The sequence below is a fragment of the Brevibacterium sp. p3-SID960 genome (genome assembly GCF_025144725.1).
In the GTDB taxonomy this organism is placed as follows: domain Bacteria; phylum Actinomycetota; class Actinomycetes; order Actinomycetales; family Brevibacteriaceae; genus Brevibacterium.
Window position 1 is genome coordinate 61,619 of sequence record NZ_JALXKS010000005.1, and the last position, 16,571, is coordinate 78,189.

General features: G+C 64.4%; 14 protein-coding genes and 1 tRNA gene. 5 read left to right on the forward strand and 10 right to left on the reverse strand.

Annotated elements, in window-relative coordinates:
* Nucleotides 1-180: 180 nt before the first annotated feature.
* A complete protein-coding gene (locus tag M3B11_RS02555; RefSeq protein ID WP_259875199.1) occupies nt 181-786 on the reverse strand; it encodes a hypothetical protein in 606 nt (201 codons plus the stop codon).
* A gap of 109 nt (nt 787-895) precedes the next feature.
* Here M3B11_RS02555 and M3B11_RS02560 point away from each other — a divergent pair, with 109 nt between their 5' ends.
* The 5 genes from M3B11_RS02560 (at nt 896) to M3B11_RS02580 (ending at nt 4,054) form a co-directional block, all read left to right on the forward strand.
* Nucleotides 896-1,960, forward strand: a complete 1,065-nt coding sequence (locus M3B11_RS02560; RefSeq protein WP_259875200.1) for a hypothetical protein — start codon at nt 896-898, stop codon at nt 1,958-1,960.
* Nucleotides 1,961-2,020: 60 nt separating this feature from the next.
* Nucleotides 2,021-2,093, forward strand: a tRNA-Lys gene (locus tag M3B11_RS02565).
* Nucleotides 2,094-2,359: 266 nt separating this feature from the next.
* Nucleotides 2,360-2,635 carry a hypothetical protein gene (locus M3B11_RS02570; RefSeq protein WP_259875202.1) on the forward strand — a complete coding sequence of 92 codons (276 nt, stop codon included), beginning with the start codon at nt 2,360-2,362 and terminating at the stop codon, nt 2,633-2,635.
* Nucleotides 2,636-2,687: 52 nt separating this feature from the next.
* Nucleotides 2,688-3,065 carry a DNA-binding transcriptional regulator gene (locus tag M3B11_RS02575; protein ID WP_259875204.1) on the forward strand — a complete coding sequence of 126 codons (378 nt, stop codon included), beginning with the start codon at nt 2,688-2,690 and terminating at the stop codon, nt 3,063-3,065.
* 44 nt (nt 3,066-3,109) lie between these two features.
* A complete protein-coding gene (locus M3B11_RS02580) occupies nt 3,110-4,054 on the forward strand; it encodes a hypothetical protein (RefSeq protein ID WP_259875207.1) in 945 nt (314 codons plus the stop codon).
* A 101-nt stretch (nt 4,055-4,155) separates the two neighbouring features.
* Here the strand turns inward: M3B11_RS02580 and M3B11_RS02585 are convergent, their stop codons facing one another.
* The 9 genes from M3B11_RS02585 to M3B11_RS02625 are packed head-to-tail and all read right to left on the reverse strand — an operon-like array spanning nt 4,156 to nt 16,537.
* Entirely contained in the window at nt 4,156-4,383 is a 228-nt protein-coding gene (locus M3B11_RS02585) for a hypothetical protein (protein WP_259875209.1), read from the reverse strand.
* Between the two features lie 2 nt (nt 4,384-4,385).
* The gene (locus M3B11_RS02590) at nt 4,386-4,832 is read right to left on the reverse strand and encodes a hypothetical protein (protein WP_259875211.1); all 447 of its coding nucleotides are present in this window, start codon (nt 4,830-4,832) and stop codon (nt 4,386-4,388) included.
* Nucleotide 4,833: 1 nt separating this feature from the next.
* Nucleotides 4,834-5,841, reverse strand: a complete 1,008-nt coding sequence (locus M3B11_RS02595) for an N-acetylmuramoyl-L-alanine amidase (RefSeq protein ID WP_259875213.1) — start codon at nt 5,839-5,841, stop codon at nt 4,834-4,836.
* Between the two features lie 30 nt (nt 5,842-5,871).
* Nucleotides 5,872-6,252 (reverse strand): hypothetical protein, encoded by a 381-nt coding sequence (locus tag M3B11_RS02600; RefSeq protein WP_259875215.1) that lies wholly within the window; start codon nt 6,250-6,252, stop codon nt 5,872-5,874.
* Nucleotides 6,249-6,692 (reverse strand): hypothetical protein, encoded by a 444-nt coding sequence (locus M3B11_RS02605; protein ID WP_259875216.1) that lies wholly within the window; start codon nt 6,690-6,692, stop codon nt 6,249-6,251. Before M3B11_RS02605 ends, M3B11_RS02600 begins: the two co-directional genes overlap by 4 nt.
* A 4-nt stretch (nt 6,693-6,696) precedes the next feature.
* Entirely contained in the window at nt 6,697-7,698 is a 1,002-nt protein-coding gene (locus tag M3B11_RS02610) for a hypothetical protein (RefSeq protein ID WP_259875218.1), read from the reverse strand.
* Between the two features lie 9 nt (nt 7,699-7,707).
* On the reverse strand, nt 7,708-8,838 hold the full coding sequence (locus M3B11_RS02615) for a siphovirus ReqiPepy6 Gp37-like family protein (protein WP_259875220.1): 1,131 nt from the start codon (nt 8,836-8,838) through the stop codon (nt 7,708-7,710).
* Nucleotides 8,838-10,292, reverse strand: coding sequence for a phage tail family protein (locus tag M3B11_RS02620; protein ID WP_259875222.1), 1,455 nt, complete (start codon nt 10,290-10,292; stop codon nt 8,838-8,840). Before M3B11_RS02620 ends, M3B11_RS02615 begins: the two co-directional genes overlap by 1 nt.
* On the reverse strand, nt 10,292-16,537 hold the full coding sequence (locus tag M3B11_RS02625; RefSeq protein WP_259875223.1) for a phage tail tape measure protein: 6,246 nt from the start codon (nt 16,535-16,537) through the stop codon (nt 10,292-10,294). The genes M3B11_RS02620 and M3B11_RS02625 overlap by 1 nt, the downstream gene beginning before the upstream one ends.
* Between the last annotated feature and the right edge of the window lie 34 nt (nt 16,538-16,571).

Below are 16,571 nucleotides of genomic sequence, written 5' to 3' on the forward strand. Positions count from 1 at the left end.
ATACAAGCTCGTCTTGAATTGCCCAACCGGGGCAGATCCCGGCACGGACCCCGGCGCGACACGAGACCGGCTGGAGGCTGGCCGTCTGCTCTGCAGAAGGCCGCCGGCAGAGTCCCTGGTGAGAGGATCGCAGGCGTTCTCTGCAATACTCGGCGCTCTCGATGTGGCACTCAACGTCGATCAGTCGAGGCGGCCCTGGGTGTAGGCCCGCGCGGCGGCGGCGAGGTCGTCTGCGAGGCGTTCGAAATCCCCCGCGCCCGAGGTGTCGGCTGGGCTCTCGACCCGACGACCCCGGGCGGTGACGGTGATGAAGGCTGCGGCCCGGGCCAGTGCGATGGCGTAGTCGCCGCGGAAAGCGCCGGCGAGGATCTCATCGGCGGCCCGGGCAACCTCGTCGGGACCCGGCGGGGAGGCGATGCCGGCGATTACCTCGGGTGCGGTGCGGCCGTCCCGGCCGGACGAGAACCAGTCCGCGACCTGGCGCGGCGAACGGCGGATCCACTCGCGGATGGCGTACAGGCGCCACAGGGAACCGGGCAGGCTCACCGCCGGGGCGCTGGCCCACACCTCGGCGATGGCCTCCAGACCGAACTCCTCGGCCAGGTGGACGAAACGGGCGGTGGCGGCGTCGTCGCGGTCAGGATCGGTGCTCGAGTCGCGGTGCGGGGAGATGAGCAGGGCAGCCGTCGAGTGCGCGAGCTCGGTGCGCGCGGCCGGGTCGGGGGCGGTGTCGAGCGGATCCATGTCCGGCATCGGCAGGGGCTTGTGAAAACGAGGCTGTGACACGCCGCCCAGTCTACGCGGGCTGGCAAGGCGCCCAGTCTACGCGGGCTGGCAAGGCGCCCTGCCGGGAATCCTACACCTGTCTCTCAGCCAACGGCGCTACCGTATGGCTATGACCAACAGTGCGAAGGTCCAGACGGGTCTCAAGACTGCTACGAAGTTCGCGTTCACGAAGGACGGCGAGCTCAAGCCGCATGCGGAGGGCACAGTGCGCAGGCTGCTGGCCGTGCAGCGCCCTGCGGTGCTGGCGTACCTGCGAATGCTGCGGCGGAAGAACCCCGAGGCCTCGCCTGCGGAGATCGCCGACATCGTCCGCAAGCACTACCTATGGGCAGCCACCGGTGGAGGTGCTGCAGTCGGCGCGACTGCCGTGGTGCCAGGGCTCGGGACGCTGGCTGCCGCTGGTGTCGCGGCTGTGGAGACGGCCGGATTCTTAGAAGCCTCAGCACTGTACGCGCAGGCGGTCACCGAACTGCACGGGCTGCCGGTGCGCGATCCGCAGCGGGCGAACGCGCTGGTGATGGGTCTGATGCTCGGCAACGCAGGCAAGGACCTGGTGAAGAAGTTCTCCGCCCAGGCTGCCGGTGAGGGTCCGGCACTGACCTCGCATTGGGGCCCGATGGTCGCCAAGCAGATCCCGGCACAGATGATGGACACGCTGACCAAGCGGATGCGCAAGACGATGATGCGCAAGTACGCTGCGCGCACCGGCGGGTCGATGGTCGGCCGCCTCATGCCTTTCGGCATCGGTGCGGTGATCGGCGGTGTCGTCAACCATCAGATGGCGCGCACCGTCGTCCGGCATTCGCGCAGCGCTTTCGACCCGTACCCCGGCACCTTCCCCCACGACCTCGACCCGAAGATCAGCACGCCGAAGGCCGACGCCGACCTCATGGGCGGGCTCAAGCACCTCATCCGGCTGCTGCAGCTGCGCAAATCCAAGGGTCAGGTGATCCCCGGCGAGGTCATCGACCCGGTGACCGCTGACAGCCAGATCCTCGTCCACGAGGGTGCGGAGGACTTCGACCCCGCGGCGCCGCGTACCTATCAGACCGGCAGCAGTGAGGCTGGCGGCAGAGGCAGCCGGTGGTGGGGACGCAAGAAGGGCCAGCCTGCAGACGCTTCCGGTCCCAGGAAGCGCGAGATCAGTCCGTGGAGCGTTGATTGGCGGCTGTGAAACCGCAGCTCGGGCTGTCGAGTTGGGCGCCGTGGGACCAGCGGTCTACAATCAGTCTGCGGGCCTCTAGCTCAGTTGGTAGAGCAACGGACTTTTAATCCGTGGGTCGTGGGTTCGATCCCCACGGGGCCCACTTTTCGTACCTGCATGGTTATCCGAGTTTGTCTTGTTTTCGCGGTTTTCTGGTGTGGTCTGGTGGGTGTAGGTGGGGGTGCGAGTGGGCAGACGGTGGGCGAAAAGTGGTCACCGGCCGCCGACCTTTGCAGTCCTTTAGAGTCCTTGCATATGTGATGTAGATCACTTCCACCAGGGTTGCACGATACCCAATCTGGGTCTATTCTGGAGGTATAGAAAGCAAGGGAGACAAGCTCCCGGCACCGATCACAAGGAGATCGACCAATGACCGCAAACCTCGCCTTCGCCCCACAGCAGACCACCAGCCTCTACCCTACCCTCGGAGTCGACTTCCTCATCGACCGCGACCTCGCTGAAACTGGCGAAACCCAGGGCGCGGCCGATCATGTGGAGTGGATCGAAGCCACCAACCCCACGGTCGAGGACGACATGTGGGACCTCGCTGAGGCCGACGAGATCATCGCCGCGCAGGGCTACCAGCGCACGACTGAATGGGAGGACGCTGGCGACTACCTGGTCGCTCACATCGCGCGCGCCTAACCCCACTGCCCCAGCCGGCACCGGCTGGGGCACATCTCTTGGGAAGGACATCATGGAGACGATGACCGCCGCGCACTTCCGCGCACTTCGCACCTACCTCGGCTACTCGGTTGCCGGCATCGCTGACTACCTCGGTGTGTCCATCAACTCTGCCCGCGCCTGGGACAAGGGCGCATACTCGCCACCGGCCGGTGTGGTCGCTGAGCTTGGCAAGCTGCAAGCAGCGACCGAGCTAGCCGTCACCTGCCTGTCCGACCACTACGGCCGCAACCGCGCCGAGTGGCCGATGGAGATCCCCCGCACCGCTGAGCAGATCAACGACATGCGACCCCAGGTCACCATGCCCGGCCCGGTCACCGTTGACTGGTGGAAGCACGTCGGCATCCGCGTCTGCGCGAAGGTGCCGGGACTCACCCTGGAGTGGGTGTGAGCCGCCGCCGCGCCCGCAGGTGGGCCGCGGCGGGGATGCCGTGGGTGCGTGACCTACTGGCCTCCAGCTTGCTCTCCCATGCAACAGAAGCGACTCAGCAGGCTGAGCGCTACCACGCACAGGACCGAGCCGGTGATGCGGAAGGCTATGAGTTCGATGCGGCCTCGGATCGGTCGTTAGCTAACCGTCTGGGGGCTGCCGCTCTGTGGTGGGTGACGAAAGACATGAGCCTCGCCGCCCTCGATGCGGCACGGGACATCCCTGTCATATCGACGGAGGACTGCCCAGCCGATACGGGCTTGATCGGCTTCGCCCATCCGCTGCCGCTGCTAGACACGACTGAAACCGGTGGCTTTCCTGTCCGGCTCAGCGACGGCACCCAACATCAGCTCACTCACGCGCACGTTGATGCGCTAGTGTGGACGCGGCACGGCGTTGACATCGAAGTCAGAGCGTGCGTGCAAGCTCACCGACTGCCAGGCCCGCTGCCGGGTCATACAGGCCCGCTGCAACCGTTCATCGCTATCGGGGGGACGCTGCCGCTGGACTTCGAGGCCCTTGATGCCAGAGGGCGCATGGACGGCCCTGCTGGCTCCACGCGGATCAGTCCGGGCAGTCCGATCATCTCGCTCATGGCGATGCTCGCCGCGACCTGGATCCTGGCTGCGACGCCGACGGTTTCTGACCGGAAGCAGATCGATAAGCCGCGCCACATCTCTAGCCAACCGCGTGACCCTGGCCCACCGTATGACGAGCATGTGACGTTGATCGACTTGCGCGCACCACGCCACATCGCCACTCCAGGCGATGACCGCGGCAGGAGTGGGCGTGAGTATCGTCAGCGCTGGATCGTGCGTGGCCACTGGCGGCAGCAGGCCTACGGGCCGAAGAAAAGCAAGCGGCGCGCAACCTGGATTCCCTCACACATTAAGGGGCCTGAGGGTGCGCCGCTGAAGACGACAGAACACGTGTACGTGTGGCGACGGTGAATGCTAAAAAGCGCCCCACACCGGGATGGTGTGGGGCGCTTAGTGCCCTCCCTGCAAAGCAGTAGAGGAACTCACGTCGGGAAACAGATAGACCGAGTGTATCACTCGGTGTTCGTTGGGTCGGCGCGTTCTATCGTCACCGCTCCCTCCGCGACCTCCAGCCGCCCGACCTTGAACGGCTCCTCTAACGCATCAGCACACTCAGCCTGCACCCGGTCCACATGCTCAGCGAGATCGCGTTCGACAGCCCTGCGGGTTTTGCGGACGGCGAGTTGTTGCTGCAGCCGCTCAATTTCGGCGGCGAGTTCTTCGTCAGTCATCTCGTCCATGATCAGTGCTCTGCCCGGTAGTCGTCGGGGTCGATGGTGTCGATCACGCCGAGGTCGGTCGGCTCGTCGGCGGGCTCCTGTGCCAGGTCGTCCACGTCAGCCTCAACCTCGTCGCCGTCCCAGGTGCCGAAGTCCGGCTCAGTCGGCGCAGCACCAAGGCCGATCGACCGCAGCGCTTTCTCTACGGCCGGGATAGCCATGATGCGGGCGACGATCGCGGCGATGAGCGCCGTACCGACCGACAGGCCAGTCAACGCCGCGTACAGCCAGCCAGGCAGTTCCAGGCCGGCCTTGCCGACCTCATCGAGGATGATGTCGACGACCGGCGGAACGGCGAGGATGAACAGCGCCGCTGCCGGGATGAACGCCTGAATGAACGTCCGCACCGCAGCGCGGGCGGGATGTTCGGTCTGAGTCGCTGAGGCGTTGTCGATGGTGACGATGCGCATTTCAATCTCCCTCCACCACGAAATCGGTAACACGGATGTCGATGGGGTTTTTGCTCTTGTTGGTGACGAGGAGCTGCAGGCGCAGACTCCCGCCCTTGCGCGGGGTCTGGCTGACCTTGTACGCCTGGCCGGTGTATACGTGGTCGGACCAACCGCCGCCGGTGGCGCCCTTGAAGTCGGAGGTGAAGAAGTTGCCGACGATCTTGTCTTGCGGGTTGCTCTTCGGCGCGTAGTCCACGATCTTGGCCGACACGGCGAGTACGTCCTCCTCGTGTGCTCCGTGGAGGGCGAGGCGGACGGTGGGGCGGACAGTCTGCCCCTTCTTCACGGTGGCGAGCGAGAAATATTTTCCGACGGGGATGCGGGCGGTCTGCCCCGGCTTGATGGTGCGCTTGTTCGTGTTTTTTCCGGTGGCGATGATGCTCATTCCGAACAGTCCCTTCTTTTCAGGTGCGGGTGTAGGTGATTTCTTCAGTGAAAGGTTGTCGACAGCACGGCGGAACGCCGGACCGCTGAAGCTCGCGTCCGGCTTGCGGCCGGGCGGCGAGCAGGTCTCAGCGTGCCGCAGTGCACGGGACACGGGCAGGTTGAACTCATCGAGCAGGGCGCGGACGAGCCGGACATAGGCGTCGTACTGCTGCTTCGGCCACGGCTCCATCGCACCCTCAGCCTCGATGCCGATGGCGTGCTTATTGGTCATGGACGTTGCCCGCGACCGACCGGCGTGATTGGCGATGCCGGCAGCGAACAGATAGACGTGCCCCGATCGACCGAGGCCGAGCTGGGCGAGGGGGCCGGGGAGTCCCGGCCTGCCGTTCTTGACGACGTTGTAGGTCGGGTAGTCGGTGCCCCGGCGGTAGCTGCGGGGCGTGGCGGTGTGATGTGCAGTGATGGTGGCTATGTGGCCCATCGTTCCCCGGCCGCGCGAGGCAGCGTCGCCGACGACCGTGTACGGCAGCCCGGACGCTTTCACCGCCCTTAACAGGCGGTCATACAGCTTGTAGGACATGTCGTCTCCTTGAATTAGAAAACCCCCGCGTTAGTGCGGGGGTTTGTTTACATCGTCCGGCCAGGGTGGTGCTGGCGGGCCGAGTTCTCTCTCAATGTGCATACGGAGCTGGTGCGCGTAGTCGCGAAGCACCTTTTCGCGTGCTTCGAGGCAGGACAGTCTGCGCCGTAGGTCAGCTATCGCCTCATCTTGGGCAGCGATCTTCTGGTTGACTTTCTGTTCGATCCGGTCGGCGCGTTCCTCCGCCTCGTCAGCGAACGTCTTCCACCGGTCAATAAGCCCCAGCTCCCGTTCGGTTGCCGCCTGTGATGCTTGTGCCCGTGCGCTCCGCCGCACCCCGAGGTAGGTGAAGACGGCGGTGATGAGGGCTGCCCCGAGCACACCGATAGTGCCGAGTAGGGTACCTGTCATGTGCGTTCACTCCCGCCCTCCACATCGTGATACCGGGACGGGTTAGGCCAGGATGAGCAGTGCCAGATGATAGTCGCGAAAAGCCCGTAGGCGATGGACGAAATCCAGCCGGTCGGATGCTCACCGATGATCGTCGCCCACGCAAAAATCACCACCCACAAAACGGGCGGGATCGTGACCGCCCCGAACGCCCAGTTTTCCCGGCGCGGGTATCTGCGTGAGGTGAGCGCGGCGACGATAGCGACTATTGCTGCGGCGACCCATAGCCAGCCCAACTCGTTCGCGTCCAGCCACTGCGGCAGCCACGAGAACCCCCTGGCCCGCGACTGTGTGGTTGGCCCGAGCGCGTAGGACAGGCCGATAGCGAGCCAGCCGATACCGACGATGAGGAGGAAGCCGCCACGTTTGCCGTCGAGTGTGTGGATGATCCGTTCAGGCATCACGTCACCTCAGTGGGATGCGGACGCCGTCCAGCCAGATCGACCGGATGCCGGGCTCTGGCGTGTCCACGGCGAGGTTGTCATACCCGGCTGACCCTTGTCGGCTGGACAGGCCTGCCCACCGGCCCCGGTTCGTGCCGACGATGGTCCTGAACTCCGGTAGTGTGTCGCCGCCGGTCAGCCAGCCGATCACCGAGGACTGCGACGTGGGGAAATCAGAGCTGCTGGTGACCCACCCTCGCAGCTCCAGGTATCCGTTGGCGAACCTGTACTCGGCCGGACGGCCACCATGACTGAGCGAGTTAGGGAGACCGATCCGCGTCCAGGCCGGGCTGGTGAGATTGATCCAGCCTGACGAGTCGGCACGCCACCACTCCATCCTGTCCAGACAAAGGACGCGAGTACCCCAGATGACGTGCTCGAACGCTGGCAGCGCGTCCTTGTTCCCCGCGATCTGGGCAGGGGACACCATGCGGCGCTTGTTCTTTCTGTTCGCCCAGGCTGCCGACAGTAGCTGCGACGGATTGCGTGGGATCTCGTAGAACTCTAGCGGTCGCCGCCCCGACGAAAAGTTTCCGGCACCCTTCCACACCTCAAGCCGGATCGGGCCGCCCGGCTCTTTATGCCGGAGTGGATCATACACGAGACCGACATGATAGACGGTAGGGGACGAGACCGGTGGGAGCGACAGCGTGACCGGCTTCCGCAGCTCATGATAGAAGCCCTTCAAGATCGCCCTAGCACGGCCAGACTCACTTGATGGGCGGATCGTGATCGTGTCCGTCGTGTCAGACACGCTCGCATAGTATGGGCCGCCGTCATCATCCAGAATGCCGTCCCCGATACCGAGAGTGACCTGCTGCCACATCTCATCATCCATCGGCTGATGCACGACAGGATAACTGAACTCCGGCCCCTGAAACGGCTGGTAGCTGGTCTGTACTAGATCCTCGACGCCCTTAATGCGGGTGTCCTGTGTCAGGTCGTAGGCGGTTGGCTCACTCATGATGTTCTCCTATCGGGTTGCTGTCTCACGCAGCTGCCTGGACAGCTCACGCACACGGGCATTCAGTCGTCCTGTCGCCTGGTTGAGTTGGGTCTCGTCTGCGGTCGGACCGATCTGGAACCGCATATCGGTCTTCTTCGCGTCCCACGTGATTTCGGCGATCTGCAGGGTGTCGGCGATGGTCTGCCCGTCCAGGTCGGCGGTGATCCGGTCACCGAGCTGATAATCCGCGCCGAACCGGCGGTGAGGGATCGGGTGAGCGTCGAACGTAACCAAGCTCTTCGCTTGACCGTCTTCGAGTTCCTTATCCGCGGCTTGCTTCAGCTCGTTGCTGTCGGTGGTGGACTGCCTGTCAACGAACTGTGTGACGTGGATGCCCCAGTGCGGGTCGGGGCGGGTGGCGCGCCAGAGTTTCCGTGTAGCACCAGTACCCACACCACCGACGATCACCTCAGTCACCTCGGGGGCCTGCTGTGAGAGTGTGTACCCGCCGATGCCGCCGTTGGCGCGGGTCAGGCGGACAGCGCGGGTCAGGTCACGCGGCTCCCGCATCCGGAAGAACACCTTGGTGTTGGCGGTGTCGAAGAACGTCACCAGCCCGCCCGTCTCGGCTTGTGCTTTGACAACGTCGAGGAGGTTCGTGAACCGCTCCCCCACCTGCACGACGTCCTTACCCTTCACAGTGCTGTCGGGGACACGCAGATACGGCACCTTGTAGTCTGCCGGTGCGGAGGGTCCGATCTGCTCGCGGACGAGCCTACGGATCACATCACCTGCTGCGCCTTGCCCTTTCCACATGTCCTGTGCGGGCAGCTGCCCCTTCACCGTAGGCGGGTTCGGGATGACGAGCGCGTTAGCGAGGAGCGCGTGATAGGACACACCGGCGATGGAGATGGTCCGCGTGTGGTTGTCAGGTGAGGCCGTCTCGGTGAACTCGGTGATGATCCCAGCGACCAGTGGTGCGCCGTGGTCGGTGATGCGGACATGCCAGCCGGGCCGGGCGCGCCGCCAGCGGGGGTCGTTGCCGTTCGCCTCCACAGACCAGGTCGAAACGCTGTTGTTTCTGAGGACGGCTTTCCCAGACAGGGACGGCAGCACACCACGCGGGGCGAGGCTATGGTCGCGGATCTCCACTTGCATCAGAAGCCCGCCATCCACTGCTCGACATACTTGAGGGTCACGGTGGATTCGGGTTTGCCGTTCACCATACTCATGCGGACCCTGTTGACGCCCGGCTGGAGTGGGAAGAACACCGAGTCGTCAGAGACGCGCTCCCATAGGCTGCCGTCCATCACCGAAGCAGACACCACGTCCTGCTCTTGCGGGCGGGTCGTGATCGTGACCTTTTCCCCGAACTGCCCCTCGATGAAGATCCGGTCGCCGGTGTCGTCGTTTTGGATCAGCAGGTCCTCACCCGGCCCGGTCACCTCCCAGACCGGCCACGCATCAGCGTCGCCCTGAATGTTGAGCACATACGCGCCCTGCACCGTCGAATCGGACAGCAGGACCGGGAAGAACGCGTATGCGTGCGCCACGCCACGCCCGTCCGCGATGGACGGCGACCTGCCCGGTACGCCCTCCCACCGATACTCGGTATCGCTCGTGTCTGGCGTGTCACCGTCGAAGAACTCGCCTATCGTGTCCGTCTGCTCGATGAGCACGTCCGTGATGTCGAGCGACGAGCCGACAGGCACAGCAGTGCCGCCAGGTCCATAGAAGAACAGATGAAAGCTATTTCTTCGGCTGCCTAATACCCCGAACGCGCTCACGCGGGTACGCTCCCCCGGCTCCAGATCAAACTCATGCCGAGTCCCGCCGATGAGATACCTCACACGACCCACACCATCGCCGGGGAGCACATCGAACGACACCGTGACAGGACCGGAAATGTAGTCAGACATCGACAGTACGACTGCCTGAGTGTCTTCCTTGACCGCTGTCGCAGATACCCAGGAGGCTCCGCCTTTCATCGACGTGTGCACGTCAGCGAAAGAGTAGCCGAATGTTGTGCCAATACCCTGGAAGCCTGCAACGCCATATGCGCCGCGAGGATTCGGGTGCAGATTCCTGCGCTCAACCCTCGGAGCCGAACCCGTGATAAACGCCTTCCTGGCCGCCGCCACACGCCGCTCATCCACCCGCGTCTGACCGAACCACAGCGGATCCAGGGCGAGGAGTTTCACTGCGCAGTGCCGCCACCACACATGCGAATCCTGCCCACCCAGGCCTCCTTGCAGGCCGTCAACGTAATAGCACCAGCGGCGGCGCACCGTCCCCAGCTCGGGGGCACGGACAATCAGCTCGACCGGCTCAGACGATGCCGGGACGAGGACACGCTCAAACTCCCGCACCCTCAGCGCCACCCGCGACTGGTTCTCGTCGCGGAACGCTATCGGCAGCATCATCTCCGACTCGCCGAAACGGGTAGACCGGAACACGCTGCCGTGCACGGCAGGCAGCGGCGTGGACTCAATCTCCCGTTCCGGCAGGCCGAAGCCGCGCACACCGTCCAGCAGGAACACACCGGACGCACCACCGACAGTAGACAGTTCGATTTCCCCTGCCGACGATTTGAGAGTGACTTCCAGCCACATCAGAAACCACCCCCATAGAGTGCTTGCGTGTCCGCGAACTCCTGGACGGTCTTCTTCGCGATCCGCGTCTCGATCAGTCCCGCGTTGTCGTTGTTGACCACGAGCGACGGCGGCAGATTATCCACAACCGCCTTAGCCAACCGGTCGTAATCAATCGACCCGGCCCCCGCCGTCGAGGTGGTGTTGGCCAGGCGTAGCGACGACATAACCTCCGGGGTCAGCTGGTCGTGCGGGATGACCTGCTCCCCGCCATGGAAGTTCACGAGCTCGGGACCCTGCTCACCGACGAGCGCCCAACCGCGAGTGGCGGCCTCGGTGCCGTCCTCGTAGCCGTGGCCCTTACCGATGAAGCTGAGCATCGACCTGCCGCGGCGGTTCGCCTTGTACTTGGCCCAGTTCATGCCAGCAACAAGGTTGGCCAGCGGGTGCGTCCTGTCATTCGGCAGCGACTTGTCACGGAACGCCGCGAAAGTTCCGGGGATCACCTGCACCAGGCCCATCGCCTCGTTGCCACCGGAGTTGACGTCCCGCACCTGCTGCCGGATGGACGGGTTGCCACCGGACTCAGTCTTGATCTGCCGGAGCCAGGCGTTGACGTAGTCGTCAGTGGTGGGCAAACCAGCACGCTGCAGGGCCTGGATGACGGTGTCCCGCCAGCGGGCCACACCACTGCCGCCCGGCATAGCGAACGTATTCTGTTTGCCGTATGCGGCGGCCTTATCTGTCAGTCCTACGGCGGCCTTGTCCATGATCCCGCGGGCCATCTGCGCCATGGTGGGGTTCAGGCCGTCGAGGGAGATGTTCTTGCGGATACGGGTGAGGTGCTTCGCCGCTGCGTCCCGGTACGCCTTTTCCAGGTTCGTGCCAGCGGACACGCCGACCTTGTCGAGGAACGGGTACATCGGGCCGTCGAATCCACCGAAGCCCGGAAGTCCGCCAGCCATCGCCTCCGAGAGTGCCTTCACCGCAGCGATATGAACATGGTTATAGTGCATGGACCGGACAGCGCCGGTGTACATGTAGTTGCGGCCGTTCTTGATCTGCTTACCGTTGGCAGGCGAGTAGATCAGCTCAGCGAGCTGAGCGCCGTAGTTGTTGCGCCACCAGTTGAAGATGTCCATCGACGGGGACACGTCAATCGCCATGCCGCGGCCGTGATACGACCGGTTGCCGGAGGCGGTGATCGAGCCCGGGCGATAGGCGGAGGTGAGGCGGGCGTTCGGGAACTGCGCCTTCGTCATCGCCCACAGGTTGCGCCACACGCCACCATCGGCGAACCGTTGGGTCTGCATGTGGAGCAGGTCGTCCAGACGTCCCTGGCGGGCGGCACGGTTCTGTTCCTTGATCGCGGCTGGCCCGCCCATGGCGCGTGTCCATTCGGGCACCATGAACGACTCGCCACCGGAGGCTTCAATGATGCCACCGGTCGGTGAGTAGAACGTGTGCACGTCCCGGCGGGGCGTGTAGCCGGGGAGGGTGCCGCCTTCGCGGAACGCCAGCGGTTTCGGTGCGTTGAGTTTCACGCCGACGTCACCGAACGCGCTGTTCACTTCCTTGGTGAACTTCCCGAGCACATCAATGAGCCGGTTGAGGTCGCTGCCGAGGACGGGGCGGGCGGCCTGCATCTGCCCGTGCATCCCATCCCTGAGTCCACGGAATGCCGTGATGCCGGTGTCGCGCATCGAGTGGAAACCCTGACGGTTGACGTCACGCATGACGCCCATGTGGGCGGAGTGGTCGGCGCGCATCCCCGACTGGGTTGCAGCGTTCACGCTGCGCAGTGTCTGCGTCTCCGTGATACCGGTCTGCCGCATCTGAGCAAACGAGGCGCGGGTACCGGTCAGCATCTCCGACTGGCGCAGCCTGGTGTCAGCCAACATACCGGCCTGGTTCGTGCGCACGGCCGTGAGCATCGTCGCCTGCTCCGCCGCAGTGGCCTGCCGGGCCTGCGCCTGTGAGGTCTGAGTGGCGACACCCATCGCCTGCTGGGCGAGCTGAGTCGCTGTCGTCATGCCCTGCTGTGCCAGCTGGGTCGTGGTGCCCATCGTCTGCTGGGCCAGCTGCGTTGCGGTCGCCATGCCCTGCTGGGACGTCTCGGTCTGCGTCTGCTGCTCCGTCATCGACAGGGAGACAGCGTCACGCATCGACTGCATCGCCGTGAGAGTCTGCGCCGACATGTCAGCCATGACCGTCGAGGCCTCCGGCAGGGCATCGACCGTCACCGGGATAGCACCCATGGCGGGGATAGCCGCTTCGGCCATTGCCGTGGCTGCCGCCTGGACGCCGCCCAGCTGGGACATGATGCCGACGGTGAGACCCTCGGCCGTGTTCGCCCCGAGTTCTGCCATGACGGTGGATGGTGAGCGGATGCCGAGCACGTTCTTGAACGTCGCCTCCATCTGGCGGGCCAGGGATGCGATCTGGTTCTCGACGTTTTTCTTCTGCGACTCGATACCCTTGACGACACCCTGCGCGGCGTTCACGCCACCCTTGTGGAAGCCCTCCGTGACGATCTGACCGATCCTGTTGGCCTGCTTCTCGTAGTCGCTCCACAGTCCGATGTACGATTTGCGTTCCGCGCCCGAGGCGTCGAGGAACGCGTCCGCCAGCGTGATGCCCTCGGCGGGGCCTGCAGCGGCGATCTCCTGCAGGATCGCACCCGGCACGCCAGCTTTGCGGAGGGCGGTGAGCTTGTCGGCGAACTGGCGCAGCTGACCCACATCAGCACTCATGCGGCGGGTGGCACCTGCCACGCCGGTGTGGGTGTTCCACTGTCCGCCGGAGAACGTCTGGTAGTCGCCCATGTCCAGCGTGCGGCCCGACATCAGCCCGGAGGCGACGGACTTCTGGATGCCCTCCAGCTCGGAGGCCTTGTCCTTGGCATCCTTGAGCCGCTCGTCCAGTTTTTCAGCCTGCCCGTAGAGTCGGCGGAGGTTCGCCTCGAAACGCCGAGCCGAGCTGGTCGCGGTCGAACGTGCCCGCTTGGAGAGGTCTTCGTTCTTCCCCAGCCCGAACATCCGATCCACAGCCGAGTAGGCGCCAGAGAGTCCACCAGTGACCTGATCCCTCAGCGACCCACGACGCACGTCCGTGCGGAAGTCCGACCGCAGCTCGTTGACACGCGCACGGCGTTCCTGCTCAGCCTTGCGGCGTTCAGCGGCAAGCTTCGCGGCCCGCTCCTCTTCCTGCGCCCTCTTCTTCGCTGCAGCCAGGGACCGCTTCGCCGCATCGAGTTCATCCTGGGCGACCCGGACCCTGCGTTCCGCCGCCTGCTTCGCCGCCTTGGACTTCGCGTCGGACTTCTGCCGGCGAGCACGAGTCAACGCGCTCTGCGCATCATCCACCCTCGACTGGGCAGACGCGACACCACCACGAGCCATGGGCATCACACCAGGCATCCGCCGCATCGACTCGGCAAGGATCCGCCACGACCTGCGAGACCCGTCCAGTGGGATGAACGCCTCATCGACATCCATCCGATCACCGACGACCCGCCAGGTGTTCGGTGGCACCATCTGGGCGATAGGCTGCATCGAAGTCAGGGCACCTGCGGCCATAGGAATGGCCAGGCCGCCGTCATGCCACAGGTCAGACCGGCGCGTTGTTACTTTGCGGTTAGGCTTCTGAGACTTAGATGCAGGTGCGCCCGACGTCGGAGGAGCAGGTATCCGCGCACCGGGGTACTTCTTCTGGAGGTCGCTCAGCCTCGACTTGTCTTCGTAATAAGTTAGAACTGCCGTAATGTTAACGTTCTTCGGAATGTCGTTTACGGCATCCTTAGTGTTCTTCGCCTGCTCCTCAGCGGCGTCATCCATCCACGTCTTCACGTCGACGTTGTCAGGGATGCCCATGACTTCGCGGGCCATGTCCTCAGCCGCCTTGCCAGTGATCCCGAACTGGCCGGCCGCAGCAATCAGGTCGTCGTAGGTGCGCTGCAGATGCCCCTGAACATCTTCCTGAGAAGCGCCAGCCTCAGCCATTGACTGTGCGACGCGGAACCCCTTGTCAGCGATCGCATCGAGAGCTTCCTGGTTGGCGCGGCCCTTCTCGGTCGTGATGTCGAGGCTGGTGCCGTTCTCCTTGATCGACTCCGAGATCCCGTCGATCGCCTCTTCGTACTGGCGCATCGCATCACGTTCAGACAGGGTGGCAAGGCCGAGAGCGAGCAGCCCGTCCAGCATCTTCGACAGCGACTCAGCAGTGGTCTCGGCCGCGTCGCCCATCCCGCCGATAGCGTCACTGGCGCCCTGAGCGTTCGGCTGGATCTCACCCATCGCCAGCTTCACCAGGGTCGTGTCATCTGCGGCGAGACCCATCTCTGTCGCCATGCCCACCAGGTGGTCACGGAACGTTGGGAACCTGTCCAGCACCTCAGCGGGGAGCATGTCTGGCGACTGCTCCGCGATAGCGCGGAAGCCCGCTGCGGCCTTGTCGAATGAGCCACTATCGGCAAGAGAGGTGAGCGCGACGTCAGTCTCAGCGATCGTGTCGTTCAAGATCGAAACGTCACTACGGACGCCCATCATCTTGTCGAGCCATCCGGTAGCTTCGTCACTGCTGCGCTTGAACGCGTCACCCCAGGTCTCGATATTTTCGGCCCCGATTCCCTTGACCCAGAAGCTGTTGGCCTCCTCCCAGATCGCAGGATCCAGCAGAGACCCCTTGGTGTCTGGTCGGGTTGCCTCATCGAGTAGGGCGAGCTTGTTGATCATCTCGGACGATGTACGAGAGGTTGTGTCCAGTGTCGCGTTGAGGATCGCCCCTGCCGCCTGGGCAGTGACGAATCCGACAGCTACGAGGCCAGCGCCCTTGGCGACCTTGCCGAGGACTGGCGCAGCCTTTCTGCCCGCAGCGGTCACACTACCCATCACCGAATCGGTGACGATGCCGGCCTTGTTCAGCGTCTGGAACGCAGTGAAGACTTCGGTGAGGCGCGGGATGAGGATGAGTGCGCCACCTGCAAGTAGGGCGAGAGTTCCGACGACTGCCGCGCCGGCAGATGCGATCTGAAGTAGCGGTGCCGGAACTTGGCCGACGATGTCGGCAAAGCCAGCCACAGCCTCCATGCCGGTGGCGAGCATCGGCAGGAACGTCCCGCCGATGGTGATTGCGGTGTCCTTGATGGAGTTGCCGGCCATCTTCATCTTGGACTCGGCGTTCTCGTAGCGCTTCGCCGCCTCCTCGGCCAGCGCGGTGCCCCGCTCGAACTCATCGTTACCGGTCTTGAACGCCTTTTCCAGCAGCTCAGCGTTAGACGACAGACGCAGCAGGGCATCCGACTCACGGATACCGGTGACGCCGAGCGCTGAAAGGGTTTCGTTGACGTTCTGGCCAGCGGCGTCAGCCTTGCCGAGCCCATCCACGAACGACGTCATCGCCGCAGACGGGCTCTCAGCCCACGCCTTAGAGAACTGCTCCGATGTCATGCCCGCCGTCTTCGCGAACAGCGCGAGCCGGTCGTCCCCAGCAGCGACGGAGTTGGTGATCTTCTTCATCACCAGGGAGATAGCCGTACCACCGGCCTCAGCCTCAATACCGACCGACGACAGCGCCGTGGCGAGGCCAAGGACGTCGCCCTCAGTGAGGCCTGCCTGCTTACCGGCACCGGCGATACGCATCGACATCCCGAGGATCTCAGCCTCAGTCGTCGCGAAATTGTTGCCGAGCCCAACGATAGCCGCGCCGAGCTTACCGACGTCGCGCTGCTGGGTGCGCATGATGTTGGAGAACCGCGCCAGCCCCGTCGCCGCTTCTTCAGCGGAGAGGTTGGTGGACTCGCCCATGTCGATCATGGTCTTCGTGAACGCCACGACATTGTCGGTCTTGATGCCCAGCTGCCCGGCAGCTTCCGCGACGGCAGCGATCTCTTCATGCGTAGCCGGCAGCGTCTTCGCGAGACCGCGCAGCCCCTCTTCGACGGCGGCGAGTTGCTTCGGGGTGCCGTCAACGGTTTTCAGCACACCAGTCCAGGCGGACTCCCACGACATCGCAGCCTTGGTTGCGAGGCCGAGGGAACCGACGACGACCGTGCCGAACCCCGCGAGCACGGTACCGGCGGTGGTCATCTCACCGGAGTGCTGCTGGATGGCCTGTGTGGCGCGGCCGAGGGATGAGGTGGACTTGTCCCAGGCAGTCTCGGTCTTCCGGGCGGCCTCGGATGCGACCTGGCCGGCGGTCTGCATGTCGGCGCGGAACTTGCCGATTTCGGCGCGGAGGATGACTGAGACTGTGCGTGCTGAAACCAATGTCCGACCTCCCGTCTATGCTGTTGTCAGGTGT

Bases quoted from the DNA above. Each gene is read 5' to 3' on its own strand.
- M3B11_RS02600 (WP_259875215.1), bottom strand. From the start codon at position 6,252: ATGACAGGTACCCTACTCGGCACTATCGGTGTGCTCGGGGCAGCCCTC.
- M3B11_RS02615 (WP_259875220.1), bottom strand. From the start codon at position 8,838: ATGCAAGTGGAGATCCGCGACCATAGCCTCGCCCCGCGTGGTGTGCTG.
- M3B11_RS02570 (WP_259875202.1), top strand. From the start codon at position 2,360: ATGACCGCAAACCTCGCCTTCGCCCCACAGCAGACCACCAGCCTCTAC.
- M3B11_RS02585 (WP_259875209.1), bottom strand. From the start codon at position 4,383: ATGGACGAGATGACTGACGAAGAACTCGCCGCCGAAATTGAGCGGCTG.
- M3B11_RS02575 (WP_259875204.1), top strand. From the start codon at position 2,688: ATGGAGACGATGACCGCCGCGCACTTCCGCGCACTTCGCACCTACCTC.
- M3B11_RS02610 (WP_259875218.1), bottom strand. From the start codon at position 7,698: ATGAGTGAGCCAACCGCCTACGACCTGACACAGGACACCCGCATTAAG.
- M3B11_RS02605 (WP_259875216.1), bottom strand. From the start codon at position 6,692: ATGCCTGAACGGATCATCCACACACTCGACGGCAAACGTGGCGGCTTC.
- M3B11_RS02560 (WP_259875200.1), top strand. From the start codon at position 896: ATGACCAACAGTGCGAAGGTCCAGACGGGTCTCAAGACTGCTACGAAG.
- M3B11_RS02620 (WP_259875222.1), bottom strand. From the start codon at position 10,292: ATGTGGCTGGAAGTCACTCTCAAATCGTCGGCAGGGGAAATCGAACTG.
- M3B11_RS02590 (WP_259875211.1), bottom strand. From the start codon at position 4,832: ATGCGCATCGTCACCATCGACAACGCCTCAGCGACTCAGACCGAACAT.
- M3B11_RS02595 (WP_259875213.1), bottom strand. From the start codon at position 5,841: ATGTCCTACAAGCTGTATGACCGCCTGTTAAGGGCGGTGAAAGCGTCC.